General features: G+C 62.9%; 16 protein-coding genes. 7 read left to right on the top strand and 9 right to left on the bottom strand.

All coding sequences use genetic code 11. The annotated features are described in order from the left end of the window. The first annotated feature begins 11 nt into the window (after positions 1–11). From GKC28_RS17125 to GKC28_RS17115, 3 genes are all read left to right on the top strand, one after another. Positions 12–323 (top strand): helix-turn-helix transcriptional regulator, encoded by a 312-nt coding sequence (locus GKC28_RS17125; protein ID WP_174148211.1) that lies wholly within the window; start codon positions 12–14, stop codon positions 321–323. Beyond that, positions 316–1,347, top strand: a complete 1,032-nt coding sequence (locus tag GKC28_RS17120; RefSeq protein WP_174148210.1) for a permease — start codon at positions 316–318, stop codon at positions 1,345–1,347. Before GKC28_RS17125 ends, GKC28_RS17120 begins: the two co-directional genes overlap by 8 nt. Positions 1,348–1,606: 259 nt before the next feature. Next, positions 1,607–2,362, top strand: a complete 756-nt coding sequence (locus GKC28_RS17115; protein ID WP_174148209.1) for an SDR family oxidoreductase — start codon at positions 1,607–1,609, stop codon at positions 2,360–2,362. A 75-nt stretch (positions 2,363–2,437) separates the two neighbouring features. Here the strand turns inward: GKC28_RS17115 and GKC28_RS17110 are convergent, their stop codons facing one another. Further along, the gene (locus GKC28_RS17110; protein WP_174148208.1) at positions 2,438–3,835 is read right to left on the bottom strand and encodes an aspartate aminotransferase family protein; all 1,398 of its coding nucleotides are present in this window, start codon (positions 3,833–3,835) and stop codon (positions 2,438–2,440) included. 291 nt (positions 3,836–4,126) lie between these two features. Here GKC28_RS17110 and GKC28_RS17105 point away from each other — a divergent pair, with 291 nt between their 5' ends. Both GKC28_RS17105 and GKC28_RS17100 read left to right on the top strand, forming a co-directional pair. Next, complete coding sequence (locus GKC28_RS17105) at positions 4,127–4,903, top strand: 3-keto-5-aminohexanoate cleavage protein (RefSeq protein ID WP_368041139.1); 777 nt, start codon at positions 4,127–4,129, stop codon at positions 4,901–4,903. A gap of 2 nt (positions 4,904–4,905) precedes the next feature. After that, complete coding sequence (locus GKC28_RS17100; protein ID WP_174148207.1) at positions 4,906–6,234, top strand: aspartate aminotransferase family protein; 1,329 nt, start codon at positions 4,906–4,908, stop codon at positions 6,232–6,234. A gap of 24 nt (positions 6,235–6,258) precedes the next feature. Here GKC28_RS17100 and GKC28_RS26870 read toward each other — a convergent pair whose 3' ends face one another. The 5 genes from GKC28_RS26870 to zwf all read right to left on the bottom strand — a co-directional run bounded on the left by GKC28_RS26870 (position 6,259) and on the right by zwf (position 11,015). Next, on the bottom strand, positions 6,259–6,630 hold the full coding sequence (locus GKC28_RS26870) for a DsbA family protein (protein ID WP_368041138.1): 372 nt from the start codon (positions 6,628–6,630) through the stop codon (positions 6,259–6,261). Continuing rightward, a complete protein-coding gene (locus GKC28_RS26865; protein ID WP_368041137.1) occupies positions 6,594–6,929 on the bottom strand; it encodes a DsbA family protein in 336 nt (111 codons plus the stop codon). The genes GKC28_RS26870 and GKC28_RS26865 overlap by 37 nt, the downstream gene beginning before the upstream one ends. A 114-nt stretch (positions 6,930–7,043) precedes the next feature. Beyond that, positions 7,044–7,694 carry a bifunctional 4-hydroxy-2-oxoglutarate aldolase/2-dehydro-3-deoxy-phosphogluconate aldolase gene (gene eda, locus GKC28_RS17090; RefSeq protein WP_174148206.1) on the bottom strand — a complete coding sequence of 217 codons (651 nt, stop codon included), beginning with the start codon at positions 7,692–7,694 and terminating at the stop codon, positions 7,044–7,046. 3 nt (positions 7,695–7,697) lie between these two features. Next, positions 7,698–9,506: a phosphogluconate dehydratase gene (gene edd, locus GKC28_RS17085; protein WP_174148205.1), complete on the bottom strand. Its 1,809-nt coding sequence runs from the start codon at positions 9,504–9,506 to the stop codon at positions 7,698–7,700. Between the two features lie 48 nt (positions 9,507–9,554). Beyond that, positions 9,555–11,015, bottom strand: coding sequence for a glucose-6-phosphate dehydrogenase (gene zwf / locus GKC28_RS17080; RefSeq protein WP_174148204.1), 1,461 nt, complete (start codon positions 11,013–11,015; stop codon positions 9,555–9,557). Positions 11,016–11,310: 295 nt separating this feature from the next. Between zwf and GKC28_RS17075 the strand changes: the two genes are divergently transcribed. Together GKC28_RS17075 and GKC28_RS17070 are read left to right on the top strand one after the other, a co-directional pair. Continuing rightward, entirely contained in the window at positions 11,311–12,423 is a 1,113-nt protein-coding gene (locus GKC28_RS17075) for a CaiB/BaiF CoA-transferase family protein (protein ID WP_174148203.1), read from the top strand. A gap of 131 nt (positions 12,424–12,554) precedes the next feature. Next, complete coding sequence (locus GKC28_RS17070) at positions 12,555–14,540, top strand: CocE/NonD family hydrolase (protein WP_174148202.1); 1,986 nt, start codon at positions 12,555–12,557, stop codon at positions 14,538–14,540. Between the two features lie 62 nt (positions 14,541–14,602). Here the strand turns inward: GKC28_RS17070 and nadC are convergent, their stop codons facing one another. Genes nadC through nadA form a run of 3 tightly spaced genes read right to left on the bottom strand, consistent with a single transcriptional unit; the run spans position 14,603 to position 18,066 of the window. Next, on the bottom strand, positions 14,603–15,457 hold the full coding sequence (gene nadC / locus GKC28_RS17065) for a carboxylating nicotinate-nucleotide diphosphorylase (protein ID WP_174148201.1): 855 nt from the start codon (positions 15,455–15,457) through the stop codon (positions 14,603–14,605). Then, on the bottom strand, positions 15,454–17,010 hold the full coding sequence (locus GKC28_RS17060; RefSeq protein WP_174148200.1) for an L-aspartate oxidase: 1,557 nt from the start codon (positions 17,008–17,010) through the stop codon (positions 15,454–15,456). Before GKC28_RS17060 ends, nadC begins: the two co-directional genes overlap by 4 nt. A gap of 3 nt (positions 17,011–17,013) precedes the next feature. Beyond that, a complete protein-coding gene (nadA, locus tag GKC28_RS17055) occupies positions 17,014–18,066 on the bottom strand; it encodes a quinolinate synthase NadA (protein ID WP_174148199.1) in 1,053 nt (350 codons plus the stop codon). Positions 18,067–18,165: the final 99 nt, after the last annotated feature.

Here is an 18,165-nt window from a genome sequence, read left to right as displayed (position 1 = left end):
GAGCTGACATCATGCACTGGGAAGAAGCCGCACAGGGCTTTGCCGCGATGGGATCGGAGGCGCGGCTGCAGGTGCTGCGCTGCCTGATCCGGGCGGGCGAGGCCGGGCTGACAGTCGGGGACATCCAGGAGCGCACCGGCATTGCGCCCTCAACCCTGGCGCACCATCTGAAATTCCTCACCGGTGCCGGTGTGGTGGCGCAGGAACGCGTGGGGCGGTCGACCATCAGCCGCGCCGAATTCTCCCGGCTGGAGGCATTGGCCGGTTTCATTCTCAGCGAATGCTGCGCGGATGCGGGCAAGAAGGCGGCAAACGATGGCTGAACTGACACAAAACCCCGGAAAGACGAGAACGCTGGGCAGCTGGCTGAAAACACCCTGGGCGCTGAGCCTTGCCTTGCTGGCAGGAGCAGCGGTTCTTGATCCGGGCAATTTCCGCTCAGTCGTGGAATTCACCCTGTCCGCGCTGGGCAGCACCGCGCGCTACATCCTGTTTGCGGTGCTGCTGCTGGCCTACCTTAAAGCGACAGGGGCCGAGGCGATGGTGGCGCGTGCCTTCGAGGGGCGCGAGACGCGGATGATTTTGCTGGCAGCGCTGTTCGGCGGGCTGGCGCCGTTCTGCTCCTGCGAGGTGATTCCGTTCATTGCCGGCCTCCTGGCGCTGGGCGCGCCGCTGTCGGCGGTGATGGCGTTCTGGCTGTCCTCGCCGCTGATCGATCCGCCGACGCTTTTGATCACCGCGGGTGCGCTGGGCTGGCCCTTTGCCATAGGTAAGGCAGTGGCGGCAGTGGCGCTGGGGCTGTTCGGCGGCTTTGCCATCAAGATGCTGCGGGGACAGGGGGTGTTTGCGAACCCGCTGCGCAAGCAGCAAAGCAAAAGCTGCTGCTGCGGCGGCGCTCCAAAGCCGGACGCCAAGCCGAACTGGCGCTTCTGGACGGAGGCGGACCGCAAGGTGAAGTTCCGCGAGGAGCTCGTCTCAAATGGTCTCTTCCTGCTGAAATGGCTGGCGCTGGCCTATGTGCTGGAATCGCTTCTGGTCCACTATGTGCCGGCCGATGTGATCGCCGGGCTGGTGGGCGGCGAGGGTGTGCTGCCGATTGCCACCGCGGCGCTGGTCGGGATGCCGGCCTACCTCAACTCCTATGTCGCGCCGCCGCTGCTGGCGGGGCTGATGGAGCAGGGCATGAGCGCAGGCGCGGCGATGGCCTTCATGGTAGCAGGCGCGGTCAGCTCGGTTCCTGCCATGGCAGCGGTCTGGTCGCTGGTCAAGCCGCGGGTATTCGCCGCCTATCTGGGGCTGGGGGTAAGCGGAGCGGTCGTGTCGGGTATCCTGTTCCAGCTGATCTGAGGCGTCCGTGACAGGCGGGGTACTCCCGCCCGTCGCGAAGCAATCGAAGATTGCCCCGCTCCCGCTGGGCCAGGCGCCGCGCTGACGCGCGGCGCCTGCCGCTTGGCGGCGGGGTCTTCGGCCTCCTTGACCCAGATAGCTGTTTGACCCGTTTCTTGCGGTAAATGACCTGCCCCAAGCGGCAAGCGCAGGAAACGGGTCGAGCGGAGAAGCTCGGGGCGCTTTGGTCAAAGCCATCCAATCAACGGAGGCTATGACGATGGAACTTCAGAACAAGACACTGATCATCACCGGCGCCAGCAGTGGCATTGGTGCCGCCGCGGCGCTGCTGTTTGCGGCAGAAGGGGCCAATGTCGTGCTGGGGGCGCGGCGGCAGGATGAACTGGAGACCCTTGCGGGGCAGATCAATCAAAGCGGCGGCAAGGCTGCCTTTCTGGCTGGTGATGTCACCAGTGAGGCCTATTCACAGGCGCTGGTGGCGCTTGCCGCCGAAGAGTTCGGCGGGTTGGACGGTGCCTTCAATAACGCGGGTATGATGGGTGAAACCGGGCCGGTAGAGCAAATGGACGCCGCCAATTGGAATGCGGTCATTGCAGCCAACCTGACCGGCGCCTTTTTCTGTGCCAAGGCGCAAGTTCCGGCGCTGAGAAAACGGGGCGGCGGATCGCTGGTCTTTACTGGTTCCTTTGTCGGCGTCAGCAACGGCGGGATGCCGGGCATGGGGGCCTATGCCGCGTCAAAGGCCGGACTGGCCGGGCTGGTCCAATCGCTTGCTTCGGATCTTGCGGCGGATGGCATCCGGGTGAATGCCGTGCTGCCGGGCGGGACCAAGACCGCAATGGCAGGGGACGATCCGGAAATCCACAGCTTTATCGCCGGGTTGCACCCGATGAAACGGATGGCTGCGCCGAAGGAAATCGCCCAGGCGGCGCTGTTCCTGCTGTCGGATCGCGCCAGTTTTGTGACCGGGGCGCCGGTGGCAGTGGATGGCGGGATTGCGGTGCGTCTGGTCTAAGCTCCTTTGTGTCAAACAAAAAAAGCGCCCCGGGAAGTCCGGGGCGCAGTCTGTTCGTCCAACAGGGAGAAGTTGTCAGCCGAAAACCTTGGTCAGGGCCTTGTCGACCGCGTCGCAGATCGCGTCGATGTCGCTGGCGGTTGCGATCAGCGCGGGGCTGAAGCACAGGGTGTTGTTGCGGCCCGGCAGCGAGCGGTTGGTGACACCGATGATCACGCCCTGCGCGCCGCATTCCGCGACCAATTGCTGCGCCAGCTTCTCGTCCACCGGCTCCTTGGTCTCGCGGTCCTGCACCAGCTCGGCACCCAGGAACAGCCCCTTGCCGCGCACATCGCCGATCACGGCATGCTTTTCCTTCAGCGCGCGCAGGTTGTTCAGCATCCGCTCGCCCATGGCAACGCAATTGTCCAGCAGGTTCTCGTCCTCGATGATCTGCATGTTGACCAGTGCCGCCGCGGGGCCTGCGGTGCAGCCGCCGAAGGTGGAGATGTCGCGGAAGTAGTTCATCGGATCGCCCGCGTCGTCCTTGAACATTGCAAAGACTTCCTCAGTGGTCACCATGCAGGCAATCGCCGCATAGCCGGAGGCAACACCCTTGGCCATGGTCACGAAGTCCGGCTTGATGCCGTACTGCTGGTAGCCGAACCACTTGCCGGTGCGGCCGACACCGCAGACCACCTCGTCGATGTGCAGCAGGATGTCGTACTTCTTGCAGATTTCCTGCACGCGCTCCCAGTAGCCCTCGGGCGCTTCGATCACGCCGCCGCCTGCGGTCACGGGCTCCAGGCACAGGGCACCCACGGTTTCCGGGCCTTCGCGCAGGATCACTTCCTCGATCTTGTCTGCGGCTGCGATGCCGAACTCACGGCCGGACAGGTGCTCCAGGCCCAGCTCATGCTTGCGGTATTCCATGCAGTGCGGCACGCGGACAAAGTCCGGCGCAAAGGGCCCGTACTGCGCGTTGCGCTCGTCCTGGCCGCCCGCCGACATGGTTGCCAGGGTGGAGCCGTGGTAGTCGCGGTCGCGGTACAGGATCTTGGTCTTCTTGCCGCCGTATTTCTTGTGGGCGATCTGGCGGATCATCTTGAAGGCCTTCTCGTTGGCCTCCGATCCGGAGTTGGTGTAGTAGACGCGGGTCATGCCCGGCATCTTGGAGATCAGCTTCTCGGCAAACAGCGCGCCGGGGATGGAGCCCGCGGAGTTGGCGAAATAACAGACCTTCATCAGCTGGTCGTAAACCGCCTTGCAGATGTTCTCGCGGCCGTAGCCGACGTTGACGGTCCAGACGCCGCCGGAGACTGCATCCAGGAACTCCTTGCCGTTCTGATCCCAGACGCGCATGCCCTTGCCTTCGACAATGATGCGCGGGTCAGAGCTTTCCAGCGCCTTGTGCTGGAACAGGTGGTGCCACATGTGGGCCTTGTCGGCCTCCACCACGCGGGAAAGATCGTTTTCGTTGAACGTGCCGTCCATGACATGTCCTTTCGGCATTGGAAGTGAATCGGGCTGCCCGGCACCCTACACGGGCTTTAAGGCGTATTATGTACCAGAAACGTCAGTTTCGCGGAATTCGTTAGGGCCAGAGCATTTGCTTGCTTAAGTCCAGAGGCGGCCGGGTGGTACGATACGGCAGCAGCCCGCCGGGGCGGATGGGTAGAACAAATGTTCTGACATTGCCATCTTGAGAGCGGATGTGCTGACGGGCCAGGTTGCGGGCAGCCCGGGCGCGAGTCGCTGCGGGTCAGGCGGCAAAGGAGGAGACCGGTGGCGGAATACAGTTTGATGGTGGCCCCCAACGGGGCCCGGCGGGGACGCGGGGATCATGCGCAGCTGCCGGTGACGCCGCAGCAGACGGCTGAAACCGCAGCGGCCTGTTTTGCGGCAGGCGCCCAAGCGCTGCACCTGCATGTGCGCGACGATGAGGGGCGGCATTCGCTGGATGCGGGCCGCTACCGCGAAGCCCTTGATGCGGTGCGGGAAAGCGCGCCGGCGATGGCGGTGCAGATCACCACGGAAAGCGCGGGCCTCTACGATGTGGCCGCCCAGTTCGCCTGTCTGGAGGCGCTGCGCCCTGCGGCGGCCTCTGTCTCGGTGCGGGAGATGGCGCGGGACGCCGACCTGGCCGCGCGCGCCTATGCCCTGTGCGCCGAAGCAGGCACGCAGGTGCAGCACATCCTGTATGGTCCGGACTGCATCGCCCGGCTGCGCGCCTGGTATCTGGACAGCACCGTTCCGGGCGCCATGCGCGATGCGATCTTTGTTCTGGGCAAGTACAACCCGCCGGTTCTGGCGCGGCCCGAGGGGCTCACCGTCTTCCGGGACGCCGCGGCGGGTCTGCACCTCAACTGGGCCGTCTGCGCCTTTGGCCGCCATGAGCAAGCCTGCCTGCTGGCGGCGGTTGCCGCCGGAGGGGATGCGCGAATCGGATTTGAGAATAACATCGAAACACCGGAGGGCGGGCTGCTGGCGGATAACGCAGCCTCGGTTGCCGCCTTCGTTCAGGCCGCAAAGGCCCAGGGCCATACCCTCAAGGAGTGCTGATCATGAGTCATGTCTTTCCCCGCCACACCAAAGCCAGCCTGCCCACCGCTGTTGCCGGTGACGGCTGCTATCTGATCGACGCGGACGGCAAGCGCTATTTCGACGGCTCCGGCGGCGCCGCAGTGTCGTGCCTGGGCCATTCCGACGCCGATGTGATCAAGGCGGTGCAGGATCAGGCCGGCAAGCTGGCCTTTGCCCATACCGGTTTCCTCACCTCGGAACCGGCGGAGGAACTGGCGGACCTCCTGGTGGCCAACGCGCCGGGCGACATCGACCGGGTTTATTTCGTCTCCGGCGGGTCGGAGGCCACCGAGGCCGCGATCAAGCTCGCCCGCCAGTACCACCTGGAGCGCGGCGAGCCGCAGCGCCGCCATATCATCGCCCGCAAGCAGAGCTACCACGGCAACACCCTTGGCGCGCTGGCGGCAGGCGGCAACGAATGGCGCCGCACCCAGTTTGCGCCGCTGCTGATCGACATCTCCCATATCTCGCCCTGCTACGAATACACCGGCCGGGCCGAGGGAGAGAGCAGCTATGACTACGGCCAGCGGGTGGCGAATGAGCTGGAGGCGGAAATCTTCCGCCTTGGCCCGGAGACCGTGATGGCCTTCATGGCGGAGCCCGTGGTTGGCGCCACCTCCGGTGCGGTGCCGGCGGTTGAGGGCTATTTCAAGCGCATCCGCGAGATCTGCGACCAATACGGCGTGCTGCTGATCCTGGACGAGGTGATGTGCGGCATGGGCCGCACCGGGCATCTGTTTGCCTGCGAGGCGGACGGCGTGGCGCCCGATATCCTCTGCATTGCCAAGGGTTTGGGCGCCGGCTACCAGCCGATCGGCGCGATGCTCTGCACCCGCCAGATCTATGAGGCGATCGAGCACGGCTCCGGCTTCTTCCAGCACGGCCACACCTATATCGGCCACCCGGTGGCGACCGCTGCGGGCCTTGCCGTGGTCAAGGCAATGCTGGAGCGCGGCCTGGTGCAGCGCTGCGCTCTGATGGGGGAGAAGCTGCAGGCGGCGCTGGAGGACCGTTTCGGCCAGCATCCCAACGTGGGCGACATCCGCGGCCGCGGGCTGTTCCGCGGGGTGGAGCTGGTGGCCGACCGGGACACCAAGGAGCCGTTTGACCCGGCCCTGGGGCTGGCCGGGCGGATCAAGAAGGCAGCCTTCCAGGCCGGGCTGATCTGCTACCCGATGTCGGGCACCCGTGACGGCCAGAACGGCGACCACATCCTGCTGGCGCCGCCCTTCATCATCACCGATGAGCAGATCACCGAGGTGGTGGACAAGCTGGAAACCGCCATCACCCAGTGTTTGCCCGAAGTGTAGTTACTAGTCTCGCGGGTGCCGCGGTCAAGTGAAAGAGTTTCGGGAGTATCCAAGCTGCTCCAGGATACTGGTGTAATTTTCTATGCCCTGCGCGCCGGTCACTAGGTGGCGGCCATTGAAGATCATGGCGGGAACTCCACGAATGCCTTGGCCCGTCCAGAATGCTTCGCGCTGGCGGACACTATCAGCATGGGAGCCGTCTTCGAGCGCCGTACGGGCCTCGGCACCGGCCAGACCGATGTCTTCGGCGGCCTCCACCAGCACATCCGGGTCCGAGACGTTCCTGCCATCGGTGAAGTGTGCGCTAAGCAGCGCCTCTTTCATCTCGTGGCCCTTGCCGCGCTCATCAGCCCACTCGATCATCTGATGCGCCTGGTAGGTATTGTAGATTCGCATGCGGTAAAAAAACGGAAGGTGAAGCCTAGGGCTTCACCCAATTCTGTCAGCTGCGTCCGCACTTGTGCCGATTGCTCTGCTGTGCTGCCGTACTTCGCTGCGAGATGTTCCCTCAGATCTTCGCCGTCAGCCGCCATATCCGGGTTCAGGTCAAACGGTTGCCAGCGGATATCCAGTGCAACGCCGGCGCGGCGGGCAGCAAAGGCAAGCTGGTTATAGCCCACAGCACACCAAGGGCAGACGACGTCTGACACAATATCGACCCGAAGGGCGGGGCGGGATGTTGAGGCCTCTGCCATGAGGTAGTTCCTTTGGTTCCCGGTGCTTGCGGGAAACATGGAATCAGCGGTCCGGTAAAGCAACTGCTGGCGTTGCGCTGCCAACTGCCCGCCATGGGCAGAAATGAGCCGCGATCAGCGCTTGCCCAAGGTGCTGGCCTTGTGGGCCAGGTCCTCAATTGCGCTCCAGTTGCCAGACTGGACCAGATCCTCGGGGGCAACCCAGCTGCCGCCTGTGCAGACCACATTTCCCAGCTTGAGGTAGGTTTCGGCGTTTTCCGGGCTGATGCCGCCTGTGGGGCAGAAGGAAATTTGCGGTAGTGGCGCGCCGATTGCCTTGAGCGCGGGGGCGCCGCCGGAGGCCTCGGCCGGGAAAAATTTCAGCATGCCGTAGCCTCGGGCCAGGAGCCGCATTGCCTCAGTCGCGGTAGCGGCACCGGGCAGGAGTGGCAGGCCGATGGCTTCACAGGCGTCCAGCAAATAGTCGGTGGCACCAGGGGAGACGCCGAACTGCGCGCCTGCCTCTTTGGCGGCTTCGGCGTCCTTGGGGGTGATCAGCGTGCCGGCCCCGACAACTCCGCCTTTCACCTGTGCCATCTCGCGGATCACGTCCAGCGCCGCACCGGTGCGCAGGGTGACTTCCAAGGCAGACAGCCCGCCTGACACCAGCGCCTCGGCCAGGGGGCGGGCATTGGCCGCATCCTCCACAACCAGCACCGGCATCACCGGCGCCAGGGTGCAAATCTCACAGGTGCGCAGGCTGGCGTCCTGAGGGGTAATCCGCATGGCCTATACTCCAAATACGCTGGCGCCTTCATCGGCTGAGGCAACCGAACGGCGGAATAGGGAAAACAGCTCGCGGCCGGTGCCGTGCTGATAGGCGCTGAGATCGGCAGTGGCGGGAGCGCGGTCCATCACAGACTCAGTCAGTATTTCCAGGGTGCCATTGACTGCATCGAGCCGCAAAAGGTCGCCGTCCTGGATTCTGGCAATAGGGCCGCCGTCAAGCGCCTCGGGCACCACATGGATCGCCGCCGGGATCTTGCCGGAAGCCCCAGACATCCGCCCATCGGTGACTAGAGCCACTTTCTGGCCGCGGCCTTGCAGGATGCCGAGGAACGGCGTCAGGCTGTGCAGTTCGGGCATGCCGTTGGCCTTCGGCCCTTGGAAGCGGACCACAACGATCACGTCGCCGGTCAATTCGCCCGCCTTGAAGGCGGCCTTGGCCTCTTCCTGGTCGTGAAAGACCCTAGCTGGGGCTTCGACCACCCGGTGCTCATTCGCGACTGCCGAGACTTTGATGACAGACGTGCCCAGATTTCCTGTCAGCCGCTTCAGCCCGCCGGTCTTCTGGAAGGGCGCATCCGCCGGGCGCAGCACTGCGTCATTCAGGCTTTGTCCAGGCCCGGGACGGAAGGTCAGGCCGTCATCCGAAAGGAACGGCTCCTGCGTGTAATGCTCCAGCCCTTCACCCGCGACTGTCCTGGTGTCCGGATGCAAAAGCCCCGCCTTCAGCAACTCGCCAATCATATAGCCTAGGCCGCCAGCCGCGTGAAAATGGTTCACGTCTGCCAAGCCGTTGGGATAGACCTTGGCCAGCAGTGGAACCGCCTCAGACATATCCGCAAAATCCTGCCAATCCAAAAGGATACCGCCCGCCCGTGCCATGGCAATGAGGTGGATCAGCAGGTTGGTAGAACCACCGGTTGCCATCAGCCCGACGATACCGTTGGCATAGGCCTTTTCGTCCAGCACATCGCACACAGGCGTGTAGTTGTTGCCGAGCGCACTGAGCGTAAGTGCACGCTTGGCTCCCTCGACGGTCAGCGCCTTGCGCAGCGGGGTGCCGGGGTTAACAAACGAGGAACCAGGCAGGTGCAGCCCCATGAACTCCATAAGCATCTGATTTGTGTTGGCGGTGCCATAAAAGGTACAGGTGCCGGGGCCGTGGTAAGCCGCCATTTCTGCCTTCAGCAGATCCTCGCGGGAAATTTCACCAGCGGCAAATTTCTGGCGGATCTGCGCCTTTTCGTCATTAGCCAGGCCACTGGTCATCGGGCCTGCAGGCAGGAAAACCGCCGGGATATGGCCAAAGGCCTGGGCACCGATCACCAGACCGGGAACAATCTTATCGCAGACGCCGAGAAACACCGCCGCGTCGAACACGTTGTGGCTGAGCGCGACGCCCGTGGCCATGGCGATGGTGTCTCGGGAAAACAGGCTCAGCTCCATGCCAGCCTCTCCCTGGGTGACCCCGTCGCACATTGCAGGCACGCCGCCTGCAACTTGTGCGGTACCGCCGGACTTGCGTAGCGTGTCGCGGATCAGTGCAGGATAAGTCTCAAACGGCTGATGCGCCGAAAGCATGTCGTTATAGGCAGTGACAATCCCTAGGTGCCCCTTGCTGCCCTCCGCCAGCGACTGCTGGTCTGTGCCGGTCGCTGCATAGGCATGAGCCTGACCGGAGCAGCTGAGATGGGCCCGGGCCGGGCCTTTGCTCTTTGCGGCGTGCATCCGCTCCAGGTAGGCGATACGGGTCGCCTCGCTTCGGAGGACAATGCGCTCCGTGACGGCTGCCAGTGTGGAATTCAGGGTCATGTCGTGCCTTTGCTGTAATCTGCGAGGGCGGAAGTGAAGGTAGCCATCTTATGCTCCGATGCTGCGCCAGCGACGGCCGTCGCGATGGATCAGAAGAAGGGAGTCATCGGGGCCGGAACTGCCGCTGTCATATGGCTGCGGGGAGTCGCCCGCGTCCTGCCAGCCGGCAATGATCGGATCTGCCCAAGCCCAGGCGGCCTCGACTTCGTCTCCACGCATGAACAGCGTCTGGTTGCCGCGGATGACATCCATGATCAGCCGCTCATAAGCGTCCTGGGGGCGCCCGGATTCGGCCAGTTCATCGGCAAAGGTCATGTCCAGGTTGGCGCCCGTCAGCCGCATGCCCCCGGGGCCCGGATCCTTGATGGTGGTTTTCAGTGTGATGCCTTCATCCGGCTGCAGCCGGATCACCAGCACGTTTCCGTGCACCGGTCCTGAGCCTTCGAAAATGTTGTGCGGCGGGTCTCGGAAGTAGACGGCGATCTCACTTACCCGCTCGCGCAGGCGCTTGCCCGTGCGCAAGTAAAAGGGCGTGCCGGCCCATCGCCAGTTCGCTACCTCAACCTTGAGAGCAATGTAGCTTTCGGTTCGGCTGGCGGCATTCCCGGCATGATCGCGATAGCTGTCGCTGTTCTGGCCGCTGTTCCTGCCACGGTATTGGCCGCGGGCAATGCTGGCCTGCGGCACCGGGCGCAACGCCTCGATCACCTTGACCTTCTCGTCCCGCACCGAATTGGGCGTAAACTGCGCGGGCGGCTCCATTGCTGTCAGGCACAGAAGCTGCATCAAGTGATTCTGCACCATGTCCCGCATGGCGCCGGACTTATCATAATACTCGCCGCGCCCTTCGACGCCGATACTTTCGGCCACGGTGATTTGCACATGATCGATATGAGAGGAGTTCCAGAGCGGCTCAAAAAGAGAGTTAGCAAAGCGCAGGGCCATCAGGTTCTGCACCGTCTCCTTGCCCAAGTAGTGGTCGATCCTGTAGATCTGCTGTTCCTCGAAATGCTCCCGCAGAGCGGCGTTCAAAGCTTGGGCTGAGACGAGGTCATGGCCGAAGGGCTTTTCCAGAACAATGCGGCTCTCGGGCGTAGCAATGCCGGTCTCGCTGAGGCGGCGGGCAATGTCTGTAAACAGGGAGGGCCCGACTGACAAGTAAAAGGCGCGCACCGTATCGTCGCGCAGTTTCCCGCGGATTTCGTCCCAGCCCGTATCGCCGCGGGCATCAACCGCGGCATAGTCCAGCAGCGCGGTGAAAGCGGCGACCTCCTGGGGGGTGGTCTCTACATCCTGGCCGAATTCGTGGATCGCGTCTGCAGTCTGGCTGCGGAACTCTTCTGCAGTCAGTTCGCTTCGCGAGGTGCCGATAATACGGCAACCTGTGCTGAATTGGCCGATTTGAAAGCGGTGGAACAGGGCAGGCAGGATCTTGCGGCGGGCCAGGTCACCGGTCGCGCCAAACAGCACGAGGTCGAAGGGGTCAACAGGAATGACGCGGGAAACCATTGATATTACATCGCTGTTCCATTGGGGCCGCAAGGCCAGAGCATTGTGCCGCCAAGGGCGCGGCAATTCAATTCCCTCTGCTGGCATAGGGCGGATTAAGTTTCGTTATCGCTAACATGTTGGCGGTTTGAGGGCTACAATAAATTTCGAAATGCGGAGCGTAGCTAGACCGGGTCTATTTCAGAATTGAGATCACTGTGTCCTGAAAGGTGTAATTTGATCAAATCTTGCCGGAAGGCGCGGCAGGGGTTAAGCAAGACGGGAAGAAAACTGTTTCCGATAGAAAGGAGCGCCTATGACCCCGCTTGCAGGCCTGAAAGTGGTCGAAATTGCCCGTATTCTGGCCGGGCCTTGGATTGGTCAGTCCTTGGCGGACCTGGGCGCCGAGGTGATAAAGGTGGAAAGCCCCGATGGCGATGACACCCGCAAGTGGGGTCCCCCTTTCATCGAGCGGGACGGTGACAGGTCAGCCGCTTACTACTATGCGGCCAACCGAGGCAAGGACTGTGTTACCGCTGATTTCCGCACTGAAGCGGGCAGACAGACAGTGGTCCGGCTGATCCAGGATGCCGATATCCTGATTGAAAACTTCAAGGTCGGCGGGCTGAAAAAATACGGGCTCGATTACGAGACGCTGTCCAAGATCAATCCGCGGCTGATTTATTGTTCGGTTACAGGTTTTGGGCAGGACGGGCCTAATGCGTCGCGTGCCGGTTATGATTTCCTGCTGCAGGGAATGTCCGGGCTGATGTCGATTACCGGCGCACAGGATGGCCAGCCCCAGAAAGTGGGGGTTGCGATTACTGATATCGTAACAGGGCTCTATGGGACCATCGGAATTCTGGCGGCGGTGGAACAGCGCCATACAACGGGGCGGGGCCAGCATTTGGATATGTCATTAATGGATTGCGCGACGGCGCTGCTGGCAAATCAGGCGATGAACTATTTGGCGACCGGGGAAAGCCCAGTGCGGCTGGGCAACGACCACCCCAATATAGCGCCTTACCAGGTGATGATGGTCAAGGACGGCCATGTGATTCTGGCGGTCGGGAATGACGGCCAGTTTCAAAGGCTTTGTGACGTCCTTGGATTGGCTGACACGAAATCCGATGCACGGTTTCTGACCAATCAGCTGCGGGTGGCAAACCGCAAGGATCTGACTGCCGCCCTTGAAACGGTGCTGGCCGAATGGACGCAAGCGGATCTTCTGGCGGCACTGGAGGCGGCAACTGTGCCGGCCGGGCCAATTAACACCATCGGCCAGGCTTTTGATGATCCGCAACTCAGGCATAGGGGTATGCAGATCGCGCCGGAGGGTGTGCCGGGCGTGCGCGGGCCGTGGAAGTTTTCAGATTCGGAGCTTTCACTAAAGAAATCTGCACCAAAACTTCCGAAGCAGTTGCCCTGACTTGCGCAAGTAATACCTGAACACGCGTAAACTCGCTTACATCCGCGCAGAAACGCTCACTTTGCCGCGGGCGCGGATTTGGCGAAGGTGCGGGTGAAGGCGGACGCAAACAGCAGTCAGAGGAAAAGCCTATGCCCGGTGCATACAGCATCATCGAAAACACTTGGATATCCCTGCCCGATGGGCGCAGGCTGGCGGCACGCATGTGGCTGCCTGAAGGCGAGGGACCGTTTCCTGCAATCTTGGAATACCTCCCCTACCGCAAACGTGACGGTACTGCGCCACGGGATGAGACTACGCATACGGTCTTTGCCGCCGAAGGTTACGCCTGCCTGCGGGTAGACATTGCAGGCACGGGTGACAGTGAAGGGGTGTTCGATGACGAATACTCAAATCAGGAGCTGAGCGACGGCGAAGCTGTGCTCGAATGGATGGCCGCGCAGAACTGGTGCAATGGCAACATTGGCATGATCGGAATCAGCTGGGGCGGCTTCAACGGGCTGCAGCTGGCCTTCCGCCGCCCGCCGGCGCTGAAGGCGGTGATGTCGGTAGCCTCGACCGTGGACCGGTACGCCGATGACATCCACTATATGGGCGGCTGCCTGCTGAGCGATAATGCCAATTGGGGCAGCCAGATGTTTGCCTATCAGTCGCGCCCCGCCGACCCGGTGCATCGCGCGGATTGGAGGGAAGACTGGATTAAGCGGATTGAGGAAATGCCGTTCATGGCTGCCGAGTGGCTGCGCCGGCAAGTCCGCGGGGATTTCTGGAAGCACGGATCGGTTTGCGAAGACTGGCCCGCAATTCAGGCGCCAGTGCTGGCGATCACAGGCTGGGCCGATGCCTATGTGAATGCGCCTTCCGCGCTTGCGGCCAATCTGACCGCGCCTGCCAAAGCTATGATTGGCCCGTGGGAGCACCGCTATGCCCACATCGCAAAGCTGGATCCTGCCGATTTCCATGGCGAGGTGCTGCGCTGGTTCGGCAAGTGGCTGAAGGGCGAGGAAACCGGTGCCGAAGATTTGCCGGATTACCGTATTTTCATGCAAGAGCATTTCAACCCCACCATGCAGAACAAGCCGCGCCAAGGCCGTTGGGTGGCTGAGGCGAAGTGGCCTTCGCCAAATGTGCGGGACCGGGTGATGTTTCTGGGGCAGGGAACTCTAGGAGACCAGCCCGTGGCCGGAACGCTGGCCATCAGCAGCCCGGCGACCTTGGGCCGGGCCGGGGGATACTTCTGCCCGGGCATGCGGTACGACAATGAACTGGCGGGCGATCAGGCGGAGGATGACAGGCTGTCGGCTTGCTTTGAGACCGCGCCTTTGGCCGAACCGCTGGAACTGCTGGGCCGGCCGCGGGTGAAGGTGGCGTTCAGCGTAGATAAACCAGTGGCTCAGCTGGTGGCACGGGTTTGCGATGTCTCGCCGGAAGGCGTTTCACAGCGGATCACATACCGGCCCCTGAACCTCACATGCCGCAATGGCTTCGAGGCTCCTGAGAAACTGGTGCCGGGCGAGCGCTATGAAGCGGAGATTGAACTGAATGAATGCGCGCACCGCTTGAAGCCTGGTCATGTGTTGCGGCTGGCATTGTCTACGTCTTACTGGCCTATTGTTTGGCCCTCGCCAGAAGCAGCCGAGGTGATGCTGCATCTGGAGGATAGCTCACTGGTGTTGCCGGAACGTTTCGTGTCCGAAGAGATCCTGCCGCAGAACCCAGGCGCGCCGCGGGATTATCCGGTACTGAAGGCTGAGCAACTGCGCAACGCCAGCGGCCGCTCCAAGACGTGGACCCGCGAGGACGGCGCATTGGTGCTCGACACTTTTGACGACTACGGGAAGGCTGTGGACCCCTACCACGGCATGTGCGTGGGCAGTCATGTGGCGATGCACTACGAAGTGCATCCGGACGATCCAGCAACCGCAGCTTTTGCCAGCGATTGGACCTTTGAATTCGAGCGCGGCGGCTGGCAGGTCTCGATCGATACGGAGAACAAGGTGACCTGCGACCGCGAGAATTTTTATCTCTGGCGCAAGGTCACGGCTTATGAAGGCGCGGAAAAAGAAGTGGCGGTAACCAAGGAATGGCGGGAGACTGTGCCCCGAGGGGTGCTGTAGGCGGCACGCTGACAGCTCTGTCCAAGCGCGCGGTGCTGAATTGAGCGCCGCACGCCCGATGTTCAGAAGTCGAGGCCCAGATCCAGCGTTCGCGCCGAATGGGTGAGCGCGCCGGAAGAAATGTAGTCGACCCCGGTTGCCGCCACCTCGGCTATGCGCTCAAGCCGCATGTTGCCGGAGGCTTCGGTAACGACATGGCCTTTGGCCATCTCCACGGCCTTGGCGAGGGTGGGTGTATCCATGTTGTCGAGCAGCACAACATCGGCGCCGCCGGTGGCAATCACTTCAGCGAGCTGGTCCAGGGTGTCGACCTCGATTTCCACCTTCATCATGTGGCTGACGCTGGCCTTGGCGGCTTCCAGCACCGCCTTGACCCCGCCGGCGGCAGCGATGTGGTTGTCCTTGATCAGGATTGCGTCCGACAGGCCGAATCGGTGGTTGTAGCCGCCGCCGTGCAGCACGGCCTGCTTCTCGGCAATGCGCAGGCCAGGAGTGGTCTTGCGGGTGCAGGTGATACGTGTGCCTGTGCCGCGTGTCTCGGCAGCAAAGGCGGCGGTCAGGGTGGCGATGCCGGTGAGGCGGCCGGCAAAGTTCAGCGCAACGCGCTCGCCCGACAGGATCGAGGCAGCAGAGCCTTCGATGGTCATCAGGGTGTCGCCCTTTTTGCATGGCGAGCCGTCGGCCAGCAGGGTTTCGATCTTCAGGCCGGCGTCCACCAGGTGAAAAGCGATGCGGGCGATCTGCATGCCGGAGACCACACCGTCCTCGCGGGTATTCAGCCGGGCTGAATAGGTTGCGGAGGCCGGGATAACCGCGCGGGTAGTGATATCGCCGTTCTGGCCCAAGTCCTCCATCAGCGCGGCGCGAACCATCGGTTCCAGAATCAAGTCAGGCAGAGTGGCGAATTGAGTACTCATGTCAGTTCCTTCACAGCCTTGGTTCGGATCGCCAGGGCCTCGTCCAGGGTGATGCGGGTGCGGTGGGCCTGCGCGGGATCAGCGTCAGGGAAATCGTCGCGGAAATGACCGCCGCGGCTTTCCTCGCGCTGAAGCGCGGCGGCGGCGATCAGCGTGGCGGTTGCGCACATATTGGTAAAGTTCTCGTCCGCTGCCTGTTCAGCTTCAAGCCGGGCAATTGCGGCGAGGGCATGTTTCAGGCCGGTGGCAGTGCGGCGGACGCCAGCGTGGGCGGTCATGGTTTGGCGCAAGTCATTCAACGCTGCCCGGTCCAGTTCCTGTCCGCCTTCCGGAAAGCTTGGCAGAACGGCTCCGGCGTCTGAAGGGGCAGCCAATGATGCCATGTCCTGCGCGGCATTGCGGGCATAGACCAGCGCCTCCAGCAGCCCGTTGGAGGCGAGACGGTTGGCGCCGTGCAGACCGGTCGAGGATGCCTCGCCGCACACCCAGAGCCTGGCCAGGCTGGTGCGGCCATTCATGTCTGCCTCTACCCCGCCCATGTGGTAATGGGCAGCGACAGCAACCGGGATCGGCTTTTGCACCGGGTCGATCCCAGCGCGTGCACATGTTTCGGCCACGGTTGGGAAACGGGTCAGGACCTCCGCGCCCAAGGCGTCGCGTGTGTCGAGCATCGGGCGGCGCCCGGCTTGCGTTTCCGCAAAGATGGCGCGGGCGACAATGTCGCGCGGAGCCAGCTCCGCGTCGGGGTGAGCGGCCAGCATGAACCGTTCGCCGCGCGCATTGACAAGAACTGCGCCTTCGCCGCGGAGAGCCTCGGTGGCGAGCGGGGCCGGGTCCTCGCCAATGTCAAAGGCGGTGGGGTGGAACTGCACGAATTCCGGGTCGGCGATGCGGGCACCGGCGCGGGCGGCAAATCCGATCACTTGGCCGCGGATGCGGTGCGGATTGGTGGTGTGGGCGTAAAGCCCGCCGGAGCCTCCGCCCGCCAGCAGCACAGCTGGCGCTTTGACAAGCACTGGAGCAGATGGAGCATCGGCGCGGGTGATCCAGATGCCGGTGGCTGTGCTGCCCTCGGTTTCCAGCCGCACGGCCTGGGTGTTTTCCAGAACCTGCACAGAGGGCGCCGCGCGGACCGCGGCAATCAGCGTCCGCATGATCTGACCGCCGGCCTGATCACCCTTCACCCGGACCACGCGGGCGGCGGAATGGGCAGCTTCGCGGCTCATCACATAGTTGCCATCAGCGTCGCGGTCAAAGGGAGTGCCAAGTTCGGTCAGATCGATGATGTGCTTGCGGGCCACCTTCGTGACCATGGCGGCAACCGCAGGATCCACCGTGCCGGCCCCCGCCTGCAGGGTGTCAGCGGCGTGGGCCTCTGGCGTGTCATGGCTGGCCATTGCTGCGGCCACACCGCCTTGGGCCCAGGCCGAGCTTGCGCCCTCGCCCAAGGTTTCGGGGGAGATAACAAGGACCGGCCGGGGCGCCAGCTCAAGTGCGGCGTAAAGCGCGCCAAGACCTGCGCCGGCAATGACGATACGGCCGGTTTCGATCACGGATCAGATGCCCAGCTTTTGCGAAAGGTCAATCATCCGCTGCACCGCGATGCGGGCTTTTTCGGCAACCTCGGGATCCACTTCGACCGGCTCGGACATGGTGTGCAGAGACCACAGGACTTTCTCCAGCGTGATCTTCTTCATGTAGGGGCACATGTTGCAGGGGCCGACAAACTCCACTTCGGGCAGCTGATCGGCGATGTTCGACGCCATCGAGCATTCGGTGATCAGCAGCGCCTTTTCCGGCTTCTCGTCGGTCACGTATTTGACAATGCCGCTGGTCGAGCCGGAGAAGTCGGCCTCGGCAACCACGTCCGGCGGACATTCCGGGTGGGCAATCAGCCGGGTGCCCGGGTTCCACTCGCGGAAGTCGCGCAGGTCCTTGGCGGTGTACTGCTCATGCACGATGCAGGAGCCCTCCCACCAGACGATGTTCTTTTCCGGAACCTGCTGGGCGATGTTCTGGGCCAGATACTGGTCCGGCGTCATGATGATGGTGTCTTCTTCCATCGCCGCAACGATCTGCGCGGCGTTGGAGGAGGTGCAGCAGATGTCCGAGGCGGCTTTCACCTCTGCAGTGGTGTTCACATAGGTGACAACCGGCGCGCCCGGATAGCGGCGGCGCATTTCCGCGACGCCTTTGGCGGTGATGCTTTCCGCCAGAGAGCAGCCTGCCTCCATGTCTGGGATCAGCACGGTCTTTTCCGGGCTCAGGATCTTGGAGGTTTCGGCCATGAAATGCACACCGCACTGCACGATCACGTCAGCCTCGACCCGGGTCGCTTCGATTGCCAGCTGCAGGCTGTCGCCGACGACATCAGAGATGCCGTGATAGATTTCGGGCGTCATATAGTTATGCGCCAGAATCACCGCGTTGCGCTGTTTCTTCAGTTCCAGAATCGCTGCAACATACGGCGCATGAGTGGCCCATTCGATTGGGTTCACCACGCGGTCCATGCGGGCGTAGACATCTGCCATCTGTTCGGCCAGGGCCGGGTTGGGAGCCAGATCAAAGTGGTTGGCGAGCTGATCCCGCATGGATTGCAGGTCGAACATGGCGTATCCTCAAGGTTGCGTCCGGGGTGACACTTTGGGCGGGGGTTGTTTCATGTTCATATCATCCGCGCAAGCGCGTGTGAGCGGAAACGGAGCCAA

The organism is Leisingera sp. ANG59 (genome assembly GCF_013317235.1).
In the GTDB taxonomy this organism is placed as follows: Bacteria; Pseudomonadota; Alphaproteobacteria; order Rhodobacterales; family Rhodobacteraceae; genus Leisingera.
The sequence above is the reverse complement of the archived record's forward strand: the minus strand, read 5'-3'. Positions and strand labels throughout refer to the sequence as shown.